The organism is Pseudomonas sp. LBUM1658 (assembly GCF_059716055.1).
The window spans coordinates 4,384,132-4,405,546 of the sequence record NZ_CP166798.1; the positions used below are offsets into that span (position 1 = coordinate 4,384,132).

General features: G+C 59.9%; 18 protein-coding genes. All 18 read left to right on the forward strand.

Going from position 1 to position 21,415, the window contains the following annotated elements; genetic code table 11:
• The first annotated feature begins 206 nt into the window (after positions 1-206).
• Positions 207-2,450 carry an NADP-dependent isocitrate dehydrogenase gene (locus ACA064_RS20325; protein ID WP_497669723.1) on the forward strand — a complete coding sequence of 748 codons (2,244 nt, stop codon included), beginning with the start codon at positions 207-209 and terminating at the stop codon, positions 2,448-2,450.
• A 129-nt stretch (positions 2,451-2,579) separates the two neighbouring features.
• Positions 2,580-3,026, forward strand: coding sequence for an NUDIX hydrolase (locus tag ACA064_RS20330; RefSeq protein WP_497669724.1), 447 nt, complete (start codon positions 2,580-2,582; stop codon positions 3,024-3,026).
• Between the two features lie 59 nt (positions 3,027-3,085).
• Complete coding sequence (gene mnmA, locus ACA064_RS20335; RefSeq protein ID WP_497669725.1) at positions 3,086-4,219, forward strand: tRNA 2-thiouridine(34) synthase MnmA; 1,134 nt, start codon at positions 3,086-3,088, stop codon at positions 4,217-4,219.
• Positions 4,216-4,839 (forward strand): high frequency lysogenization protein HflD, encoded by a 624-nt coding sequence (hflD, locus tag ACA064_RS20340; RefSeq protein ID WP_150643428.1) that lies wholly within the window; start codon positions 4,216-4,218, stop codon positions 4,837-4,839. Before mnmA ends, hflD begins: the two co-directional genes overlap by 4 nt.
• A gap of 126 nt (positions 4,840-4,965) precedes the next feature.
• Entirely contained in the window at positions 4,966-6,336 is a 1,371-nt protein-coding gene (gene purB, locus ACA064_RS20345; RefSeq protein ID WP_497669726.1) for an adenylosuccinate lyase, read from the forward strand.
• A gap of 83 nt (positions 6,337-6,419) precedes the next feature.
• A complete protein-coding gene (locus ACA064_RS20350; protein ID WP_497669727.1) occupies positions 6,420-7,586 on the forward strand; it encodes a ribosomal protein uL16 3-hydroxylase in 1,167 nt (388 codons plus the stop codon).
• A complete protein-coding gene (locus ACA064_RS20355) occupies positions 7,579-8,004 on the forward strand; it encodes a GNAT family N-acetyltransferase (protein WP_497669728.1) in 426 nt (141 codons plus the stop codon). The genes ACA064_RS20350 and ACA064_RS20355 overlap by 8 nt, the downstream gene beginning before the upstream one ends.
• 269 nt (positions 8,005-8,273) lie before the next feature.
• Positions 8,274-9,044: a secretin N-terminal domain-containing protein gene (locus ACA064_RS20360; RefSeq protein ID WP_497669729.1), complete on the forward strand. Its 771-nt coding sequence runs from the start codon at positions 8,274-8,276 to the stop codon at positions 9,042-9,044.
• A 496-nt stretch (positions 9,045-9,540) separates the two neighbouring features.
• Positions 9,541-10,866: an isocitrate lyase gene (aceA, locus tag ACA064_RS20365; RefSeq protein WP_497669730.1), complete on the forward strand. Its 1,326-nt coding sequence runs from the start codon at positions 9,541-9,543 to the stop codon at positions 10,864-10,866.
• 818 nt (positions 10,867-11,684) lie between these two features.
• Positions 11,685-12,098, forward strand: a complete 414-nt coding sequence (locus ACA064_RS20370) for an NADH-quinone oxidoreductase subunit A (RefSeq protein ID WP_007929187.1) — start codon at positions 11,685-11,687, stop codon at positions 12,096-12,098.
• Positions 12,099-12,108: 10 nt separating this feature from the next.
• The gene (locus tag ACA064_RS20375) at positions 12,109-12,783 is read left to right on the forward strand and encodes a NuoB/complex I 20 kDa subunit family protein (protein ID WP_150643422.1); all 675 of its coding nucleotides are present in this window, start codon (positions 12,109-12,111) and stop codon (positions 12,781-12,783) included.
• A gap of 71 nt (positions 12,784-12,854) precedes the next feature.
• Positions 12,855-14,639, forward strand: a complete 1,785-nt coding sequence (gene nuoC / locus ACA064_RS20380; RefSeq protein ID WP_497669731.1) for an NADH-quinone oxidoreductase subunit C/D — start codon at positions 12,855-12,857, stop codon at positions 14,637-14,639.
• Between the two features lie 2 nt (positions 14,640-14,641).
• Positions 14,642-15,139, forward strand: a complete 498-nt coding sequence (gene nuoE / locus ACA064_RS20385) for an NADH-quinone oxidoreductase subunit NuoE (protein ID WP_497669732.1) — start codon at positions 14,642-14,644, stop codon at positions 15,137-15,139.
• Positions 15,136-16,491, forward strand: a complete 1,356-nt coding sequence (gene nuoF / locus ACA064_RS20390) for an NADH-quinone oxidoreductase subunit NuoF (RefSeq protein WP_497669733.1) — start codon at positions 15,136-15,138, stop codon at positions 16,489-16,491. Before nuoE ends, nuoF begins: the two co-directional genes overlap by 4 nt.
• Before the next feature lie 136 nt (positions 16,492-16,627).
• Positions 16,628-19,342, forward strand: coding sequence for an NADH-quinone oxidoreductase subunit NuoG (nuoG, locus tag ACA064_RS20395; RefSeq protein ID WP_497669734.1), 2,715 nt, complete (start codon positions 16,628-16,630; stop codon positions 19,340-19,342).
• Positions 19,339-20,346 carry an NADH-quinone oxidoreductase subunit NuoH gene (gene nuoH, locus ACA064_RS20400; RefSeq protein ID WP_489360817.1) on the forward strand — a complete coding sequence of 336 codons (1,008 nt, stop codon included), beginning with the start codon at positions 19,339-19,341 and terminating at the stop codon, positions 20,344-20,346. The genes nuoG and nuoH overlap by 4 nt, the downstream gene beginning before the upstream one ends.
• Before the next feature lie 12 nt (positions 20,347-20,358).
• A complete protein-coding gene (gene nuoI, locus ACA064_RS20405) occupies positions 20,359-20,904 on the forward strand; it encodes an NADH-quinone oxidoreductase subunit NuoI (protein ID WP_497669735.1) in 546 nt (181 codons plus the stop codon).
• A 9-nt stretch (positions 20,905-20,913) separates the two neighbouring features.
• Positions 20,914-21,414, forward strand: coding sequence for an NADH-quinone oxidoreductase subunit J (nuoJ, locus tag ACA064_RS20410; RefSeq protein ID WP_497669736.1), 501 nt, complete (start codon positions 20,914-20,916; stop codon positions 21,412-21,414).
• Position 21,415: the final 1 nt, after the last annotated feature.

Consider the following 21,415-nt stretch of genomic DNA (forward strand, 5'->3'; position numbering starts at 1 on the left):
GGGCCGATCTGTCTGAAATGAGACTTTCAAGCCTGAAAAGGCTGAGTTGTTACCGCAACCCAGCCATCTGACGCTCGACTGATGCACCCAACATCACCGCGAAGAAACCTCGACTTTCGACTCATGGATGACTTTGAACGAAAGCGCATACCCCGCGCACCCCGAGTTTCCGAGCACGCCTAGCAAAGAAGAGAGTTAATCCGAATATGCCCACCCGCTCGAAGATCATCTATACCTTCACCGACGAAGCACCCGCACTCGCGACCTACTCGCTGCTGCCCATCATCGAAGCCTTCACGGCCCCCGCTGATATCGCCGTGGAAACCCGCGACATCTCTCTTGCAGGGCGTATTCTTGCCAGCTTCTCGGAGCTGCTGAGCGCTGGCAACGTGCCGGACCACCTCGCCGAACTGGGCGACCTGGCCATCACCCCGGAAGCCAACATCATCAAGCTGCCCAACATCAGTGCATCGGTGCCGCAGCTCAAGGACGCGATCAAAGAGCTCCAGGCCAAGGGCTTCGAGCTGCCGGACTACCCGGAAGCGCCGATCAGCGAGACCGAGAAAGACATTCGCTCCCGTTACGACAAAATCAAGGGCAGCGCGGTAAATCCGGTACTGCGCGAAGGCAACTCCGACCGCCGCGCCCCGCTGTCGGTCAAGAACTATGCCCGCAAGCATCCGCATAAAATGGGCGCCTGGAGCGCAGACTCCAAGTCCCACGTAGCGCACATGACCAGCGGCGACTTCTACGGCAGCGAAAAGGCCGCCCTGATCGACGCCAAAGACAGCGTTAAAATCGAACTGATCGCTCGGGATGGCAGTACCACCGTCCTGAAAGAAAAAACCGCCGTGCAAACCGGCGAGATCATCGATTGCGCCGTCATGAGCAAAAAAGCCCTGCGCAGCTTTATCGCAGCGCAAATCGAAGATGCGCGCCAGCAAGGCGTGCTGCTGTCGGTTCACCTCAAAGCGACCATGATGAAGGTCTCCGACCCGATCATGTTCGGCCAGATCGTTGCCGAGTTCTACCAGGATGCACTGAGCAAGCACGCTGACGTGCTGCGCCAGATCGGCTTCAACCTGAACAACGGCATCGGCGACCTGTACGCTCGCATCAAGGCATTGCCGGCGCAGCAGCAGGCGCAGATCGAAGCCGACATCCAGGCGGTGTACGCCGCTCGCCCATCCCTGGCGATGGTCAACTCCGACAAAGGCATCACCAACCTGCACGTGCCGAGCGACGTCATCGTCGACGCCTCGATGCCGGCAATGATCCGTGACTCCGGCAAGATGTGGGGCACCGACGGTCAATTGCACGATACCAAGGCCGTAATCCCGGATCGCTGCTACGCGACCATCTACCAGGCAGTTATCGAAGACTGCAAGCAACACGGCGCCTTCGATCCGACCACCATGGGCAGCGTGCCAAACGTTGGCCTGATGGCGAAAAAAGCCGAAGAGTACGGTTCCCACGACAAAACCTTCCAGATCAAGACCGATGGTGTCGTGCGGATCAGCGACAGCGCCGGCCGCCTGCTGCTGGAACAGACCGTGGAAGCCGGCGACATCTTCCGGATGTGCCAGACCAAGGACGCGCCGATCCAGGACTGGGTCAAACTGGCCGTCAACCGCGCTCGCGCCAGCAACACCCCGGCCATTTTCTGGCTGGACCCGATGCGCGCCCATGACGGCGTAGTGATCGAGAAAGTTCAGGCCTACCTGAAGGATCACGATACCTCGGGCCTGGACATCCGCATCATGTCGCCGGTCGACGCCATGGCCTTCACGCTGACGCGCATCCGCGACGGCAAGGACACCATTTCGGTCACCGGCAACGTGTTGCGCGACTACCTGACCGACCTGTTCCCGATCATGGAACTGGGCACCAGCGCCAAGATGCTGTCGATCGTTCCGCTGATGAACGGCGGCGGTCTGTTCGAAACCGGCGCCGGCGGCTCGGCACCGAAACACGTCCAGCAACTGCTCGAAGAAAACTTCCTGCGCTGGGACTCGCTGGGCGAGTTCCTCGCCCTGGCAGCTTCCCTCGAGCACCTTGGCAGCACCTACGCCAACTCCAAGGCCCAGGTACTGGCCAAGACCCTTGATCAGGCCACTGGCCAGTTCCTGGACAACAACAAGTCGCCGGCGCGCAAGGTCGGCAACATCGACAACCGCGGCAGCCACTTCTACCTGGCGCTGTACTGGGCCCAGGCCCTGGCCGCCCAGACTGAAGATGTCGCCCTGCAGGCTCAGTTCGGCCAGCTGGCGAAAACCCTGACCGAGAACGAAGCGACCATCGTCGCCGAGCTCAATGCCGTTCAGGGCAAGCCACTGGAGATCGGCGGTTACTACCACGCCACGCCAGCGCTGATCAGCAAAGCCATGCGCCCAAGCGAAACCTTCAACGCGGCGATCGCTGCGCTGGTTTCCGATAGCCTGGCTGCCTGATAGCACCGTGCTGTAACACCAGAAACCCCGGCTTTGTGTCGGGGTTTCTGTTTTCAGCAACACCACAAATCCACTGTGGTGCCGGTTCCCGTATTAAAATTTCTGCAACCCTGACATCGAGGAGATCCCATGGATTGGCAACCCCACATCACCGTCGCGACGATCGTCGAAGATAACGGCCGTTTCCTGATGGTCGAAGAACTCGCCGGCGGACGAGCGGTACTCAATCAGCCCGCCGGGCATCTGGATCCCGACGAAAGCCTGATCGACGCCGCCATCCGCGAAACCCTTGAGGAAACCGGCTGGGACATCGAACTGACTGGCGTGATCGGCATCTACCTGTATACCGCTCCGAGCAATGGCGTGACCTACCAGCGTGTATGCTTTGCCGGTAGACCCCTGCGGCACCACGCCGATTATCAGCTGGACGACGGCATCCTGGGTCCGCGCTGGCTGACTCGCGAGGAGCTGCTTGAGCAGCGCTCAAACTGGCGCAGCGAGCTGATCATCCAGTGCATCGACGATTATCTGAGCGGCAAGATGCACAGTCTCGAGCTGATCCGCCCTTCTCTTTAGCCTTGTAGGCTCCAGCCTGCTAGAATCGCGTCCTTTTTCAAGACACTCATTGAATCCCTATGCGTGATCCAGCCCCTTCTGACACACAAAAGAAGCGCGTCATTGTCGGCATGTCCGGCGGCGTGGACTCTTCCGTTTCCGCTCTCCTGCTGATCGAGCAGGGTTATGAGGTGGAAGGCCTGTTCATGAAGAACTGGGAAGAAGACGATGGAACGGAATATTGCACCGCCATGGATGACTTGGCAGACGCCCAGGCCGTATGCGACAAGATCGGCATCAAGCTGCACACCGCCAACTTCGCCGCCGAGTACTGGGACAACGTGTTCGAGCACTTCCTGGCCGAATACAAGGCCGGACGCACGCCGAACCCGGACATCCTCTGCAACCGTGAAATCAAGTTCAAGGCGTTCCTCGACTACGCCATGGTGCTCGGTGCCGACCTGATCGCCACCGGCCACTACGTGCGCCGCCGCGACATTGATGGCCGCACCGAACTGCTCAAGGGCCTGGATCCGAACAAGGACCAGAGCTATTTCCTGCACGCCGTCGGCGGCGAGCAGATCGCCAAGACCCTGTTCCCGGTCGGCGAGCTGGAAAAACCCGCGGTTCGCGCGATCGCCGAGAAACACCAGCTGGCCACCGCGAAGAAAAAGGATTCCACCGGGATCTGCTTTATCGGCGAGCGCCGCTTCAGCGACTTTCTCAAACAATACCTGCCGGCCCAGCCGGGCGAGATCAAAACCACCGAAGGCGAAGTGATCGGCCGGCACCACGGCCTGATGTACCACACCATCGGCCAACGCCAGGGTCTGGGTATTGGCGGCCTGAAAGACGCCGGTGAAGAGCCGTGGTACGTGCTGATCAAGGACCTGGAACACAACGAACTGATCGTTGGCCAGGGCAATGACCACCCGTGGTTGTTCTCCCGCGCCCTGCTCGCTTCGGACATCTACTGGGTCAACCCGGTCGACCTGAGCGTACCCCGCCGGCTCACGGCGAAAGTCCGCTATCGCCAGAGCGACCAGCCCTGCACCCTGGAAAAGACCGCCAACGGTTATCGTGCGATCTTCGACGACCCCCAGCGCGCAGTCACTCCAGGCCAGTCGGTGGTGTTCTACGACGGTGAAATCTGCCTCGGCGGCGGCGTCATTGAAATAGCCGAACCCTGGAGCAGCAAGGACCAGCGCCCATGAACCCGACTCAGGAGCAACTGATCGCCCTGGGCGGCGTGTTTCTCGCCGCAGTGCTGGTCGACAAGATCGCCAAGACCGGCCAGGTCACCGAAGCCGGCCTCGGTTGCATGCTGGGCAGCCTGCTGATCCGCGACCCGAAGGACACCCTGGAAGTCTACGGTGGCGACGATCTCAATCTGCGCGAAGGTTATCGTGCGTTGGTCGGCGCCCTGGAACGCGACCCGAACACCCTGCAACGCGAACCGCTGCGTTATGCGCTGTCGATGCTCGGCCTGGAGCGACAACTGGCCAAGCGCGACGACCTGCTGGAAACCATCGGCAAGCGCCTGCCGCAAATCCAGTCCCAGGTCGAACACTTCGGCCCGGCCCACGAAAACGTGGTGGCGGCCTGTGGCGCGCTGTACCAGGACACCTTGAGTACCCTGCGCCAGCGTATCCAGGTGCACGGCGACATGCGCAACCTGCAACAGCCGAACAACGCCTCGAAGATCCGCGCACTGCTGCTGGCCGGCATCCGCTCGGCGCGGCTGTGGCGCCAGCTGGGCGGCCATCGCTGGCAGCTGGTGGTCAGCCGCCGCAAACTGCTCAAAGAGCTTTACCCGCTGATGCGCAGCAGCTGAACCGCGCCCGCAACAACGTTTTGTAGTCTGTACGCGTAAGACGCTGGTCAGTTGGCAACGGACCAGCGGTTTTTTTCATGTATGATACGCGCCCCATTTCGTTGCCCGACTGTCCGAGAGCACCCCATGCAGCTTTCTTCGCTCACTGCGGTTTCCCCTGTTGACGGCCGCTACGCCGGCAGAACCCAGGCCCTGCGCCCGATTTTCAGCGAATACGGTCTGATCCGTGCCCGCGTCCTGGTTGAAGTGCGCTGGCTCCAGCGCCTGGCCGCACACCCGGCCATCAGCGAAGTTCCGGCGTTCTCCGCCGAAGCCAACGCGGTATTGAACACCCTGGCGGAAAACTTCGCTCTGGAGCACGCCGAGCGCGTCAAAGAGATCGAGCGCACCACCAACCACGACGTCAAAGCCATCGAATATCTGCTCAAAGAGCAGGCGGCCAAGCTGCCGGAACTGGCCAAGGTCAGCGAATTCATCCACTTTGCCTGCACCAGCGAGGACATCAACAACCTGTCCCACGCCCTGATGCTGCGCGAAGGCCGTGATGATGTGATGCTGCCGCTGATGCGCCAGACCGCTGAGGCCATCCGTGAACTGGCCGTGCGTTTCGCCGACGTGCCGATGCTGTCGCGCACCCACGGCCAACCGGCTTCGCCGACTACCCTGGGCAAAGAGCTGGCCAACGTGGTTTACCGCCTTGAGCGCCAGATCGCCCAGGTCGCTGCCGTTCCACTGCTGGGCAAGATCAACGGCGCTGTCGGCAACTACAACGCACACATCTCGGCTTACCCGGAAATCGACTGGGAAGAGAACGCTCGCGCCTTCATCGAAGACGAGCTGGGTCTGGGCTTCAACCCCTACACCACGCAAATCGAGCCCCACGACTACATCGCCGAACTGTTCGATGCCATGGCTCGCTTCAACACTATCCTGATCGACTTCGATCGCGATATCTGGGGCTACATCTCCCTGGGCTATTTCAAACAGCGCACCATTGCTGGCGAAATCGGTTCCTCGACCATGCCGCACAAGGTCAACCCGATCGACTTCGAAAACTCCGAAGGCAACCTGGGTATCGCCAACGCCTTGTTCCAGCATCTGGCGAGCAAGCTGCCGATCTCCCGCTGGCAGCGTGACCTGACCGACTCCACCGTTCTGCGCAACCTCGGTGTCGGCTTCGCCCACAGCGTTATCGCTTACGAAGCAAGTCTCAAGGGAATCAGCAAGCTGGAGCTCAATGCTCAGAAGATTGCTGCGGACCTGGATGCGTGCTGGGAAGTCCTGGCCGAACCGATCCAGACGGTCATGCGTCGGTATAACATCGAAAACCCGTACGAAAAGCTCAAAGAGTTGACCCGCGGCAAGGGCATCAGCCCTGAAGCGCTGCAAACTTTCATCGACGGTCTGGAAATGCCCGCCGAAGCAAAAGCCGAGCTGAAAAAGCTCACCCCGGCCAATTACATCGGTAACGCCGTGGCGCAAGCCAAACGCATCTGACTGATCGCAACAGATTTAGACGCCCGGCCGCGCCGGGCGTTTTTATTCCCGTCTGAAAAGTGCTTTTTTTCAATAGGTTACACATGAATCCTGATATTCCTCTTCAACTTCTGGGCGGTATCACTGCGCGGGAATTCCTGCGCGACTACTGGCAGAAAAAACCGCTGCTGATCCGCCAGGCGATTCCTGACTTCGAAAGCCCGATCGACGCCGACGAATTGGCCGGCCTGGCCCTCGAAGAAGAAGTCGAATCGCGCCTGGTCATCGAGCACGGCGAGCGCCCATGGGAATTACGTCGCGGCCCGTTCGCCGAAGACGAATTCAGCAAGCTGCCGGAGCGCGAGTGGACCCTGCTGGTACAAGCGGTCGACCAGTTCGTGCCGGAAGTCGGCGAACTGCTGGAGCACTTCCGCTTCCTGCCGAGCTGGCGCATCGACGACGTGATGATCAGCTTCGCCGCGCCAGGTGGCAGCGTCGGTCCGCACTTCGATAACTACGACGTGTTCCTGCTGCAAGGCCACGGCAAGCGCAACTGGAAAATCGGCCAGATGTGCGACTCCGAGAGTCCGCTGCTGCCACATGCCGACCTGCGCATCCTCGCCGACTTCGAAGAAACCGCCGAATGGGTGCTGGAACCGGGCGACATGCTCTACCTGCCGCCACGCCTGGCCCACTGCGGTGTCGCGATCGACGACTGCATGACCTACTCGGTAGGCTTCCGCGCTCCGAGCGCCGCCGAAGTGCTGACCCACTTCACCGACTTCCTCGCCCAGTTCCTGCCGGACGAAGAGCGCTACACCGATGCCGACGCTACGCCTGTCAGTGATCCGCACCAGATCCAGCACGACGCACTCGACCGTTTAAAAGGCCTGCTGGCCGAGCACATGAGCGACGAGCGCCTGCTGTTGACCTGGTTCGGCCAGTTCATGACCGAGCCACGCTACCCGGAACTGGTGGTCGGCCCGGAACTGGAAGAAGAAGATCTGCTAAGCAGCCTTGAGCAAGGCGCCGTGCTGATTCGCAACCCGAGCGCCCGTCTGGCCTGGTCGGAAGTCGATGACGACCTGCTGCTGTTCGCCAGCGGCCAGAGCCGCCTGCTGCCGGGCAAGCTGCGTGAGCTGTTGAAGATGGTCTGCGCCGCGGATGCGCTGCACACAGACAACCTCGGCCCATGGCTGGCGGATGAAGATGGGCGCAACCTGCTCTGTGAACTGGTCAAGCAAGGAAGCCTGGGGTTTGCCGATGAGTAAGATTCACGTACGTGTCGCAGACTGGCAAAAGGATAACGCCGAGATCCGGCGCATTCGTGAAGCGGTGTTCGTCGCCGAGCAGTCCGTTCCGCCAGAGCTTGAATGGGATGCCGACGACGTCAGCGCCGTGCACTTTCTGGCCTACGAAGGTGACTTCCCGATTGGTACCGCCCGCCTGCTGCCCGACGGCCATATCGGTCGGGTATCGGTCCTCAGAGACTGGCGCGGGCTGAAGGTCGGTGTTGCACTGATGCAGGCCGTGATCGGCGAAGCCGAGAAGCGCGAGCTGAAGCATCTGAGTCTCAGCGCGCAGGTCCAGGCGACGACTTTCTACGAGCGCATGGGCTTTACCATCGTCAGCGGCGAATTCCTCGAAGCAGGGATTCCCCATGTGGATATGGTGCGCGGGATCGACTGAAGACCTTGTGGTGAGGGGGCTTGCCCCCGTTCGGCTGCGAAGCAGTCGTGAAATCGGTGAATGCGGTTTATCTGATAAACCGCGCTGACTGATTTTAGGACCTATATCGCGACCCAGCGGGAGCAAGCTCCCTCGCCACAGAGAACACCACAAAACGCCCTGCCATCCCCAATGGCGGGGCGTTTTGCTATGGTGCGAAGGGTTGCAGGCAAAATCAAAAGATCGCAGCCTGCGGCAGCTCCTACGTTTAATTGCGGAGATAAACGGACATGTCCCTACGCACCCTCCTCACCACGCTGCTGCTGACCTGTAGCTTCTCGGTGGTCGCCGCCACCGAGATCGTGCCGCTCAACTACCGCACCAGCGCCGACCTGCTGCCGGTAGCGCAGAACTTCCTCGGCAACGACGGCAAGGTCAGCGCCTACGGCAATCAACTGATCGTCAACGCCGAACCCGAGAAAATCACCGAGCTGCGGGCCTTTCTCGAGCAATTGGACACCGCACCCAGACGCCTGCTGATCACCGTCGACACCAATGAAAACAACACCCAGGACCAACAGGGTTACTCGGTGAATGGCGGCGCCAACACCCGCATCATCAGCCGCAGCACCGCCAGCCGTGACGGTGGCATTCAGCAGATTCAGGCCAGCGAAGGTGCTCCGGCACTGATCCAGGTTGGCCAGAGCGTGCCATTGACCAGCACCGAGACCGACCCCTACGGCCGTCTGCAAAACCAGACCCAGTACCGCAACGTTACCCAGGGGTTCTACGTCACCGCCAGCGTCACCGGCGACATCGTTCATCTCAGCATCAGTACCAATCGTGACCGAATGAGCCAGGAACGTCCCGATGTAGTGAACGTGCAAAGCACTGACAGCACGGTCAGCGGCAGGCTTGGCGAATGGATCACCCTGGCCGGGGTCAATCGCCAGACTCAGGCCGACCAAAAGGGTCTAGCCCGCAGCTATGGGACACAGGGCCGAGACGACATGACCTTGCGCGTGAAAGTGGAAACTCTGGACCAAAGCACCAAAAACTGACTGATTAGTCGTATTAGACCAAAGATGTAGTGGCTAAAAAAAAGCACTACAAAACATTTGACGGGTCAGAAAACCAAGGGCATGATGGCCCCGCTCCCGCTAATCAGGGGCCCTGGCAAGGGCCTTCGGATCGCCGCTCTGACTTACCCACCTGAGCCGATTCGTGTCTGTACCGCCCACAAGGCAGTTTGACGAGGTTGCGACTGGAACGAAGTTGTCCCGAGGGACGGAAGCGTAATTAGGTAGTTCGGCTACACACTGTTTGATCACATAAAGGCCCACGACGCCCGAATGTGCACGGCAGCTTGCCCTTACCTGCTCACTTCCATTCTCGAGCCCATCGTTCTCCCGTCGCATTCCCCGCCAAGCCTGACTTGACCTAAGCTTCTGGTCAGCGAGCAGCCCTTTACGCAACCTTCCAAACATGCGTATCTGGCAGCAAGAATTTTCCACCCAAGAACGACTTTTTATAAAAGACGCGACGAGGTTTATCTCCATGGCACTGACACGCGAACAGCAAATTGCAGCCCTCGAAAAAGATTGGGCTGAAAACCCACGCTGGAAAGGCGTGACACGCGCTTACTCCGCTGCTGACGTCGTCCGCCTGCGTGGCTCGGTTCAACCTGAGCACACCCTGGCACGTATGGGCGCCGAGAAACTCTGGAACCTGGTCACCCAAGGCGCCAAACCGTCCTTCCGTCCCGAGAAAGATTTCGTCAACTGCATGGGCGCCCTGACCGGCGGCCAGGCTGTACAACAAGTCAAAGCCGGCATCCAGGCCATCTACCTGTCGGGCTGGCAAGTTGCTGCAGACAACAACTCTGCAGAATCGATGTACCCGGACCAGTCGCTGTACCCGGTGGATTCGGTTCCAACCGTGGTCAAGCGCATCAATAACTCGTTCCGTCGTGCTGACCAGATCCAGTGGAAAGCCGGCAAGAACCCGGGCGACGAAGGTTACATCGACTACTTCGCACCAATCGTGGCTGACGCCGAAGCCGGTTTCGGCGGCGTACTGAACGCCTACGAGCTGATGAAGAGCATGATCGAAGCAGGCGCCGCCGGCGTTCACTTCGAAGACCAACTGGCTTCCGTGAAGAAATGCGGCCACATGGGCGGCAAGGTACTGGTTCCTACCCAGGAAGCTGTACAGAAGCTGACCGCTGCCCGTCTGGCGGCTGACGTTGCCGGTACACCGACCATCATCCTGGCCCGTACCGACGCCAACGCAGCTGACCTGCTGACTTCCGATTGCGACCCGTACGACAAAGAGTTCGTGACTGGCGAACGTACCCAGGAAGGTTTCTACAAAGTGCGCGCCGGTCTCGATCAGGCGATCTCCCGCGGCCTGGCTTACGCTCCGTACGCCGACCTGATCTGGTGCGAAACTGCCAAGCCGGACCTGGACGAGGCTCGTCGCTTCGCTGAAGCGATCAAAAAGGAATACCCGGACCAACTGCTGTCGTACAACTGCTCGCCTTCCTTCAACTGGAAGAAAAACCTGGACGACGCGACCATCGCCAAGTTCCAGCGCGAGCTGTCCGCCATGGGCTACAAGCACCAGTTCATCACCCTGGCTGGCATTCACAATATGTGGCACAGCATGTTCAACCTGGCGCACGACTACGCCCGCAACGACATGACTGCCTACGTGAAGCTGCAAGAGCAAGAGTTCGCTGACGCTGCCAAGGGTTACACCTTCGTGGCTCACCAGCAGGAAGTGGGCACCGGCTACTTCGACGACATGACCACCGTGATTCAAGGTGGCTCGTCTTCGGTTACCGCGCTGACCGGCTCCACCGAAGAAGAACAGTTCCACTGATCGACTTCGCTTCTTGAGCAAACGGCCATTGCAGACCGAGTAGAAAGCTAACTGCAATGCCGCCTATCTAACGCCCCGACTGGTTCGGGGCGTTTTTTTTGTCTGCGATTCCCCGGATTCTGTAGGAGCGAGCTTGCTCGCGATGGACTCAAGGGCGACACGTTCATTCAGACAACACGCGTTATCGTTGACGTCTATCGCGAGCAAGCTCGCTCCTACAGAGGATCGCTTCGGGCGCAAGAACCACTCCTTGCCCCTCTGGGGCGGTCCGGCGTTCCGAGAGAGGTGCGGTGAGGGGTGACTTTCGGACTAGAACACTGCATCCAAAGTCGACTTCCCCCCACCCAAGACTTGTATCAGGCTTACCCCACACACAAGCGCCCGCGCCCTTACCAAGCCCTCACCCAGCGCCAAAAAAAATTGACCAAACGCAGTATCTGCTCCGAAAAAAAAGGTTAAAAAGGCTACGCTCAGAACTTGCGATAAAGGGTATGTAACGGCAACTTCCTGGCCACCATTGCGAATAACAGTTTAAAAACCGCGACAAACAATATTGATTATCATTTACACGCTGGCAGTTCGTTACATCACTCACAAAACATAATTAACAAAACCCCGTCTAATGCCCGCAACGTATGGGCTGCGTGGGTTCGGAGGCACGCAATGTCCTTATTCCGCTAAATAATTTCGCTTTAGAAAATTTACTTGCACGGTGTTTAGCCATAAAATCAGCGGGATTGATTGCGCTGCGACATATCGTCACTGCTTTATTTCTTTTCAAGCTCAGAGACCCTTGCTCTCTGTTAAGGATTACCAGCATGCCCGAAGCGACAGGACTCATGGCCCACAACTGGGGCTTTGCCATTTTCCTTCTGGGTGTCGGCGGCCTTTGTGCCTTCATGCTCGGCGTCTCCAGCCTGCTCGGCTCCAAAGCCTGGGGCCGCAGCAAAAACGAACCGTTCGAGTCCGGCATGCTACCTACCGGTGGCGCCCGCTTGCGGCTCTCAGCCAAATTCTATCTGGTCGCGATGCTCTTCGTGATCTTCGATATCGAAGCCCTTTTTCTCTTTGCCTGGTCTGTGTCCGTCCGCGAAAGCGGCTGGACCGGATTTGTCGAAGCTCTCGTTTTCATAGCAATTCTGTTGGCAGGTCTTGTCTACCTTTGGCGAGTGGGGGCACTTGATTGGGCTCCGGAAGGTCGTCGTAAGCGGCAAGCGAAGCTGAAACAATGAGGCTTTGGCGATGCAATACAATCTCACCAGGATCGACCCGGATGCTCCTAACGAGCAGTACCCGATCGGCGAACGGGAAACCGTTTCCGATCCGTTAGAAGATCAAGTCCACAAAAACATTTTCATGGGCAAGCTCGAAGACGTGCTGAACAGCACGGTCAACTGGGGACGTAAAAACTCCCTGTGGCCGTACAACTTCGGCCTTTCGTGCTGCTACGTGGAAATGACTACCGCCTTCACGGCGCCCCACGACATCGCGCGCTTTGGCGCCGAGGTTATCCGGGCATCACCGCGTCAGGCGGATTTCATGGTTATTGCCGGAACCTGCTTCATCAAGATGGCGCCGATCATTCAGCGTCTCTACGAGCAAATGCTCGAACCGAAGTGGGTTATCTCCATGGGTTCGTGCGCCAACTCCGGTGGCATGTACGACATCTACTCCGTCGTTCAAGGGGTGGACAAGTTCCTGCCCGTGGACGTCTACGTGCCTGGCTGCCCGCCCCGCCCTGAGGCATTCCTGCAAGGCTTGATGCTGTTGCAGGAGTCGATTGGCCAGGAGCGTCGCCCACTTTCCTGGGTCGTTGGCGATCAAGGCGTATACCGCGCCGAGATGCCGTCGCAAAAGGAACAGCGCCGCGAACAGCGTATTCAGGTAACCAACCTGCGCAGCCCCGACGAAGTCTGATCCAGCTCTGCTCTTACAAAGAACGAGAAACTGGCTTCATTCTTTACGTTGACCGAAAGCGATAAAAAACCATGACTACAGGCAGTGCTCTGTACATCCCGCCTTATAAGGCAGACGACCAAGATGTGGTCGTCGAACTGAACAACCGTTTTGGCCCTGAGGCGTTTTCCGCCCAGGCCACCCGCACCGGCATGCCGGTGCTTTGGGTTACCCGTGCCAAACTCGTCGAAGTACTGACCTTCCTGCGCAAACTGCCCAAGCCGTACGTCATGCTCTATGACCTGCATGGCGTGGACGAGCGTCTGCGCACCAAGCGCAACGGGCTGCCGAGTGGCGCCGACTTCACTGTGTTCTATCACTTGATGTCGATCGAACGTAATAGTGACGTAATGATCAAGGTCGCCTTGTCCGAGAGCGACCTCAGCGTGCCGACCGTGACCGGAATCTGGCCGAACGCCAACTGGTACGAGCGTGAAGTGTGGGACATGTACGGCATCGACTTTGCCGGCCACCCGCACCTGACCCGGATCATGATGCCGCCGACCTGGGAAGGTCACCCGCTGCGCAAGGACTTCCCGGCCCGTGCCACCGAGTTCGACCCGTTCAGCCTGACCCTGGCCAAGCAACAGCTGGAAGAAGAGTCAGCGCGTTTCAAACCGGAAGACTGGGGCATGAAGCGCTCCGGTGCCAACGAGGACTACATGTTCCTCAACCTTGGCCCGAACCACCCTTCGGCTCACGGTGCGTTCCGCATCATTCTGCAACTGGACGGTGAAGAGATCGTCGACTGCGTGCCTGACGTCGGTTACCACCACCGTGGTGCCGAGAAGATGGCCGAGCGCCAGTCCTGGCACAGTTTCATCCCGTACACCGACCGGATCGACTACCTCGGTGGGGTGATGAACAACCTGCCGTACGTGCTTGCGGTCGAGAAGCTGGCTGGCATCAAGGTTCCGGACAAGGTCGACACCATCCGCATCATGATGGCCGAGTTCTTCCGGATCACCAGCCACCTGCTGTTCCTGGGTACCTATATCCAGGACGTCGGCGCCATGACCCCGGTGTTCTTCACCTTCACCGACCGCCAGAAGGCATACACGGTGATCGAAGCCATCACCGGTTTCCGCCTGCACCCGGCCTGGTATCGCATCGGTGGCGTCGCTCACGACCTGCCGCGCGGTTGGGACAAACTGGTCAAGGACTTCGTCGAATGGCTGCCCAAGCGCCTCGACGAATACACCAAGGCTGCCCTGCAGAACAGCATCCTCAAGGGTCGTACCGTCGGCGTCGCCGCCTACAACACCAAAGAGGCCCTGGAATGGGGCGTCACCGGAGCCGGCCTGCGTTCCACCGGTTGTGATTTCGACCTGCGCAAGGCTCGCCCCTATTCGGGCTACGAGAACTTCGAGTTCGAAGTACCGCTGGCGGTCAATGGCGACGCCTACGATCGCTGCATGGTTCGCGTCGAAGAAATGCGCCAGAGCATCAAGATCATCGACCAGTGCATGCGCAACATGCCGGCAGGCGCGTACAAGGCGGATCACCCGCTGACTACTCCGCCACCAAAAGAGCGCACGCTTCAGCACATCGAAACCCTGATCACGCACTTCCTGCAAGTTTCGTGGGGCCCGGTCATGCCGGCCAACGAATCCTTCCAGATGATCGAAGCGACCAAGGGTATCAACAGTTATTACCTGACGAGCGATGGCGGCACCATGAGCTACCGCACCCGGATTCGTACGCCAAGCTTCCCGCACCTGCAGCAGATCCCTTCGGTGATCAAAGGCAGCATGGTCGCGGACTTGATTGCGTACCTGGGTAGTATCGATTTCGTTATGGCCGACGTGGACCGCTAAGCATGAATAACACGCTTATCCAGACAGACCGTTTCGCCTTGAGCGAAACCGAGCGCTCGGCCATCGAGCACGAGCTGCATCACTACGAAGACCCGCGCGCGGCGTCGATCGAAGCCCTGAAGATCGTCCAGAAGGAACGTGGCTGGGTGCCGGATGGCGCGCTCTACGCCATCGGCGAGATCCTCGGCATTCCGGCCAGCGACGTCGAGGGCGTAGCGACTTTCTACAGCCAGATCTTCCGTCAACCGGTCGGCCGTCACATCATTCGCGTCTGCGACAGCATGGTCTGCTACATCGGCGGCCACGAGTCGGTGGTCAGCGAGCTGCAGGACAACCTCGGCATCGGCCTGGGTCAAACCACTGCCGACGGTCGATTCACGCTGCTGCCGGTCTGCTGCCTCGGCAACTGCGACAAGGCGCCGGCGTTGATGATCGACGACGACACTTTCGGTGACGTACAGCCCGCTGGCGTTGCCAAACTGTTGGAGGGCTACGTATGACCCTGACTTCATTCGGCCCTGCCAACCGCATCGCGCGCAACGCAGAAACCCATCCGCTGACCTGGCGTCTGCGTGACGACGGCGAAGCCGTCTGGCTCGACGAGTATCAGGCCAAGAATGGCTACGCCGCTGCGCGCAAGGCATTCGCCGATATGTCTCAGGACGACATCGTCCAGACCGTCAAGGACGCCGGCCTCAAGGGTCGCGGCGGCGCAGGCTTCCCCACGGGAGTGAAGTGGGGCCTGATGCCCAAGGACGAATCCATCAACATCCGCTACCTGCTGTGCAACGCGGATGAAATGGAGCCCAACACCTGGAAAGACCGCATGCTGATGGAGCAACTGCCCCATCTGCTGATCGAAGGCATGCTGATCAGTGCTCGCGCGCTGAAAACCTACCGTGGCTACATCTTCCTGCGTGGCGAATACACCACCGCCGCCAAGCACCTGAACCGTGCAGTGGAAGAAGCCAAGGCCGCGGGCCTGCTGGGCAAGAACATCCTGGGCAGCGGTTTCGATTTCGAACTGATCGTCCACACCGGCGCCGGGCGTTACATCTGCGGTGAAGAAACCGCACTGATCAACTCCCTCGAAGGCCGTCGCGCCAACCCGCGCTCCAAACCGCCCTTCCCGGCCGCCGTTGGCGTTTGGGGCAAGCCGACCTGCGTGAACAACGTCGAGACCCTGTGCAACGTGCCGGCGATCATCGGCGACGGCGTTGACTGGTACAAATCCCTCGCTCGCGAAGGCAGCGAAGACCACGGCACCAAGCTGATGGGCTTCTCCGGCAAAGTGAAGAACCCTGGCCTCTGGGAACTGCCGTTCGGCATCACCGGTCGCGAGTTGTTCGAAGACTACGCCGGCGGCATGCGCGACGGCTTCAAGCTCAAGTGCTGGCAGCCAGGCGGCGCCGGGACCGGCTTCCTGCTGCCCGAGCACCTGGACGCACAAATGTATGCCGGCGGCATCGCCAAGGTCGGCACCCGTATGGGTACCGGCCTGGCGATGGCCGTGGACGACAGCGTCAACATGGTCTCCCTGCTGCGCAACATGGAAGAGTTCTTCTCCCGCGAATCCTGTGGTTTCTGCACTCCGTGCCGTGATGGTCTGCCGTGGAGCGTCAAGCTCTTGATGGCGCTCGAGCATGGCGAAGGGCAAGCCGGCGATATCGAGACCCTGCTGGGTCTGGTCGGTTTCCTCGGCCCGGGCAAGACCTTCTGTGCTCACGCACCGGGCGCCGTGGAGCCATTGGGCAGCGCAATCAAATATTTCCGTCCAGAGTTCGAAGCCGGTATCGCGCCCACCAGCGCCACCGTCCCGCCTCTGGCAAGGCCGATCGTAGTCGGCGCTTGACGCTTTAAAAAAGGCGAAGGGTCCGTGCCCTTCGCCTTTCGTGCGATGACGCCGTTAACGGCTGTGTTGATTCGCACGCAAACAAGATTCCATTAGCCACGCCCGCTGACACCGGGCCAACGAAGATCTTTGAACCATGGCCACTATCCACGTAGACGGCAAAGCGCTCGAAGTCGATGGGGCAGACAACCTGTTACAGGCATGTCTGTCGCTAGGCCTCGACATCCCCTATTTCTGCTGGCACCCCGCCCTCGGCAGCGTTGGCGCCTGTCGCCAGTGCGCGGTCAAGCAGTACACCGACGAGAACGACAAGCGTGGTCGTATCGTCATGTCCTGCATGACCCCTGCCACCGACGGCAGCTGGATTTCCATCGACGACGAAGAAGCCAAAGTGTTTCGCGCCAGCGTCGTCGAATGGCTGATGACCAACCACCCGCACGACTGCCCGGTCTGCGAGGAAGGCGGTCACTGCCACCTGCAAGACATGACGGTCATGACCGGCCACAACGAGCGTCGGTACCGCTTCACCAAGCGTACCCACCAGAACCAGCAACTGGGCCCGTTCATTTCCCACGAGATGAACCGCTGCATCGCCTGCTATCGCTGCGTGCGCTTCTATAAGGACTACGCCGGCGGCACCGACCTCGGTGTATTCGGCGCCCACGACAACGTGTACTTCGGTCGCGTTGAAGACGGCACCCTGGAAAGCGAGTTCTCCGGCAACCTCACCGAGGTCTGCCCGACCGGTGTGTTCACCGACAAGACTCACTCCGAGCGCTACAACCGCAAGTGGGACATGCAGTTCTCGCCGAGCATCTGCCATGGCTGCTCCAGCGGTTGCAACATCAGCCCGGGTGAACGTTACGGTGAACTGCGGCGCATCGAAAACCGTTTCAACGGTTCGGTAAACCAGTACTTCCTCTGCGACCGTGGCCGTTTCGGTTATGGCTACGTCAACCGCAAGGATCGCCCACGTCAGCCACTGCTGGCCAACGGCGCCAAGCTGAGCCTCGACGAAGCGCTGGATAAAGCCGCCGACCTGCTGCGTGGTCGCAACATTGTCGGTATCGGTTCGCCGCGTGCCAGCCTGGAAAGCAACTACGCCCTGCGCGAACTGGTCGGTGCCGAACACTTCTACTCGGGTATCGAAGCCAGCGAGCTGGAACGCATCCGTCTGGTCGTGCAAGTGCTGAAAAACAGCCCGCTGCCGATCCCGAACATGCGCGACATCGAAGACCACGACGCGATCTTCGTCCTCGGCGAAGACCTGACCCAGACCGCTGCCCGTATGGCCCTGGCCCTGCGTCAGTCGGTCAAGGGCAAGGCCGAAGAGATGGCTGACGCCATGCGCGTTCAGCCTTGGCTGGATGCCGCGGTGAAAAACATCGGTCAGAATGCGCTGAACCCGCTGTTCATCGCCAGCCTGGCTGAAACCAAACTCGACGATATCGCCGAAGAGTGCGTTCACGCCGCTCCCGACGACCTGGCTCGTATCGGTTTCGCCGTGGCCCACGCCCTCGACGCCAGCGCTCCAGCCGTTGAAGGCCTGGACAGCGAAGCGCTTGAACTGGCCCAGCGCATTGCCAACGCCCTGCTCACGGCCAAGCGTCCGCTGATCATCGCCGGTACCTCCCTGGGTTCCAAGTCGCTGATCGAAGCTGCTGCAAACATTGCCAAAGCCCTGAAGCTGCGCGAGAAGAACGGTTCCATCAGCCTGATCGTGCCAGAGGCCAACAGCCTCGGCCTGGCCATGCTCGGTGGCGAATCGCTCGACGCTGCGCTGCAAGCGGTGATCGACGGCCAGGCCGATGCCATCGTCGTCCTGGAAAACGATCTGTATACCCGTACCGACAAGGCCAAGGTCGATGCTGCCCTGAGCGCCGCGAAAGTACTGATCGTTGCTGATCATCAGAAAACCGCCACCAGCGATCGCGCGCACCTGGTTCTGCCCGCTGCCAGCTTCGCTGAAGGCGACGGTACCCTGGTCAGCCAGGAAGGCCGCGCCCAGCGCTTCTTCCAGGTCTTCGACCCGACTTACCTGGACGCGAGCATCATGGTTCATGAAGGCTGGCGCTGGCTGCATGCCCTGCGCGCGACCTTGCTGAACCAGCCGCTGGACTGGACCCAACTGGACCATGTCACCGCTGACTGCGCCGCCAGCAACCCGCAACTGGCCGGCATCGTCAGCGCCGCACCGTCTGCCGCGTTCCGCATCAAAGGCCTGAAACTGGCCCGCGAACCGCTGCGTTACAGTGGCCGGACCGCCATGCGTGCCGACATCAGCGTGCATGAACCGCGTACCTCCCAGGACAACGACACCGCGTTCTCGTTCTCCATGGAAGGCTACTCGGGCTCTGTCGAACCGCGTCAGCAAGTGCCGTTCGCCTGGTCTCCGGGCTGGAACTCGCCGCAAGCCTGGAACAAGTTCCAGGACGAAGTCGGCGGTCACATCCGCGCTGGCGATCCGGGCACTCGCCTGATCGAAAGCCAAGGTGATGGTCTGAGCTGGTTCGCCACTGTTCCGCGCGCATTCAACCCGGCTCAAGGTACCTGGCAGGTTGTGCCGTTCTATCACCTGTTCGGCAGCGAAGAGAACTCTTCGAAAGCCGCACCGGTTCAGGAACGCATCCCGGCCGCCTACGTGTCGCTGGCCAAATCCGAAGCGGATCGCCTGGGTGTCAACGACGGTGCCCTGCTCAGCCTGAACGTTGCCGGTCAGACCCTGCGTCTGCCGCTGCGAATCAATGATGAGTTGGGTGCCGGTCTGGTCGCATTGCCTGCCGGTCTGGCCGGTATTCCACCGGCGATCTTTGGCAAATCCGTTGACGGTCTGCAGGAGGCAGCGCAATGACCTGGTTCACCCCTGAAGTGATCGACGTGATCATCGCGGTGGTCAAGGCCATCGTGATTATGCTCGCCGTGGTGGTTTGCGGCGCGCTGCTGAGCTGGGTCGAACGACGCTTGCTGGCCCTCTGGCAGGATCGTTACGGTCCGAACCGGGTGGGTCCGTTCGGTGCGTTCCAGATCGCCGCCGACATGATCAAGATGTTCTTCAAGGAAGACTGGACTCCGCCGTTCGCCGACAAAGTGATCTTCACTTTGGCGCCGGTAGTGGCCATGAGCGCCTTGCTGATTGCTTTCGCGATCATCCCGATCACCCCGACCTGGGGTGTCGCGGACCTGAACATCGGCCTGCTGTTCTTCTTCGCCATGGCCGGCCTGTCGGTGTATGCGGTGCTGTTCGCCGGCTGGTCGAGCAACAACAAGTTCGCCCTGCTCGGCAGCTTGCGTGCCTCGGCCCAGACCGTGTCCTATGAAGTGTTCATGGGCCTGGCGCTGATGGGCGTGGTGGCACAGGTTGGCTCGTTCAACATGCGCGACATCGTCGAATATCAAGCGCAGAACCTGTGGTTCATCATTCCGCAGTTCCTCGGTTTCTGTACCTTCTTCATCGCTGGCGTGGCCGTGACTCACCGTCACCCCTTCGACCAGCCGGAAGCGGAACAGGAACTGGCCGACGGTTACCACATTGAATACGCCGGCATGAAATGGGGCATGTTCTTCGTCGGTGAGTACATCGGCATCGTGTTGATTTCGGCGCTGCTGGTGACTCTGTTTTTCGGTGGTTGGCACGGACCTTTCGGCATTCTGCCGCAGATCCCGTTCATCTGGTTCGCTATGAAGACCGCGTTTTTCATCATGCTGTTCATCCTGCTGCGCGCATCGATTCCGCGCCCACGGTATGACCAGGTGATGGATTTCAGCTGGAAATTCTGCCTGCCGCTGACCCTGATCAATCTGCTGGTGACCGCTGCGATCGTGTTGATGAACACGCCCGCCGGCGCGGCTCAGTGAGGATAGAGAACCATGAAGTACTTGTTTGACATCTTGCATGGCACCTACACCCAGCTTCGCAGCCTGGTGATGATTTTCGGTCATGCCTTCCGCAAGCGTGACACGTTGCAGTACCCGGAAGAGGAGGTGTACCTGCCGCCACGCTTCCGTGGGCGTATCGTGCTGACCCGCGACCCCGACGGCGAAGAGCGTTGTGTAGCCTGCAACCTGTGCGCCGTGGCGTGCCCGGTGGGTTGCATCTCGCTGCAGAAGGCTGAAACCGAAGACGGGCGCTGGTACCCGGAGTTCTTCCGCATCAACTTCTCGCGCTGCATTTTCTGCGGCCTCTGCGAGGAAGCCTGCCCGACCACCGCGATCCAGCTGACACCGGATTTCGAGATGGCCGAGTTCAAACGTCAGGACCTGGTTTACGAGAAAGAAGATCTGTTGATCTCCGGTCCCGGTAAAAACCCTGATTACAACTTCTATCGTGTTGCAGGTATGGCCATTGCCGGTAAGCCAAAAGGCTCCGCGCAGAATGAAGCCGAGCCGATCAACGTGAAGAGCTTGCTGCCTTAAGGAAGAAAGATGGAATTCGCTTTCTATTTCGCATCAGGAGTAGCCGTTGTGTCCACGCTTCGCGTGATCACTAACACCAACCCTGTGCACGCCCTGCTCTACCTGATCATTTCGCTGCTTGCCGTGGCGATGACCTTTTTCAGCCTCGGTGCTCCATTCGCCGGCGCACTGGAAGTGATCGCCTACGCTGGTGCCATCATGGTGCTGTTCGTGTTCGTGGTGATGATGCTGAACCTGGGCCCGGCCTCGGTTCAGCAAGAGCGCGTCTGGCTCAAGCCCGGCATCTGGCTTGGTCCGGTGGTACTCGCCGCGCTGCTGCTGGCGGAACTGCTGTATGTGCTGTTCGCCAACCCGAGCGCCGGCGGTATCGGCCACACCACCGTGGACTCCAAGGCCGTGGGCATCAGCCTGTTCGGTCCTTATCTGCTGGTGGTCGAACTCGCCTCGATGCTGCTGCTCGCTGCAGCTGTCACGGCGTTCCACCTGGGCCGCAACGAGGCGAAGGAGTAAC

Bases quoted from the DNA above. Each gene is read 5' to 3' on its own strand.
- ACA064_RS20330 (WP_497669724.1), top strand. From the start codon at position 2,580: ATGGATTGGCAACCCCACATCACCGTCGCGACGATCGTCGAAGATAAC.
- ACA064_RS20360 (WP_497669729.1), top strand. From the start codon at position 8,274: ATGTCCCTACGCACCCTCCTCACCACGCTGCTGCTGACCTGTAGCTTC.
- nuoC (WP_497669731.1), top strand. From the start codon at position 12,855: ATGACTACAGGCAGTGCTCTGTACATCCCGCCTTATAAGGCAGACGAC.
- hflD (WP_150643428.1), top strand. From the start codon at position 4,216: ATGAACCCGACTCAGGAGCAACTGATCGCCCTGGGCGGCGTGTTTCTC.
- nuoE (WP_497669732.1), top strand. From the start codon at position 14,642: ATGAATAACACGCTTATCCAGACAGACCGTTTCGCCTTGAGCGAAACC.
- aceA (WP_497669730.1), top strand. From the start codon at position 9,541: ATGGCACTGACACGCGAACAGCAAATTGCAGCCCTCGAAAAAGATTGG.
- nuoG (WP_497669734.1), top strand. From the start codon at position 16,628: ATGGCCACTATCCACGTAGACGGCAAAGCGCTCGAAGTCGATGGGGCA.
- ACA064_RS20370 (WP_007929187.1), top strand. From the start codon at position 11,685: ATGCCCGAAGCGACAGGACTCATGGCCCACAACTGGGGCTTTGCCATT.
- ACA064_RS20375 (WP_150643422.1), top strand. From the start codon at position 12,109: ATGCAATACAATCTCACCAGGATCGACCCGGATGCTCCTAACGAGCAG.
- ACA064_RS20355 (WP_497669728.1), top strand. From the start codon at position 7,579: ATGAGTAAGATTCACGTACGTGTCGCAGACTGGCAAAAGGATAACGCC.
- mnmA (WP_497669725.1), top strand. From the start codon at position 3,086: ATGCGTGATCCAGCCCCTTCTGACACACAAAAGAAGCGCGTCATTGTC.
- nuoF (WP_497669733.1), top strand. From the start codon at position 15,136: ATGACCCTGACTTCATTCGGCCCTGCCAACCGCATCGCGCGCAACGCA.
- purB (WP_497669726.1), top strand. From the start codon at position 4,966: ATGCAGCTTTCTTCGCTCACTGCGGTTTCCCCTGTTGACGGCCGCTAC.
- ACA064_RS20350 (WP_497669727.1), top strand. From the start codon at position 6,420: ATGAATCCTGATATTCCTCTTCAACTTCTGGGCGGTATCACTGCGCGG.
- nuoH (WP_489360817.1), top strand. From the start codon at position 19,339: ATGACCTGGTTCACCCCTGAAGTGATCGACGTGATCATCGCGGTGGTC.
- ACA064_RS20325 (WP_497669723.1), top strand. From the start codon at position 207: ATGCCCACCCGCTCGAAGATCATCTATACCTTCACCGACGAAGCACCC.
- nuoJ (WP_497669736.1), top strand. From the start codon at position 20,914: ATGGAATTCGCTTTCTATTTCGCATCAGGAGTAGCCGTTGTGTCCACG.
- nuoI (WP_497669735.1), top strand. From the start codon at position 20,359: ATGAAGTACTTGTTTGACATCTTGCATGGCACCTACACCCAGCTTCGC.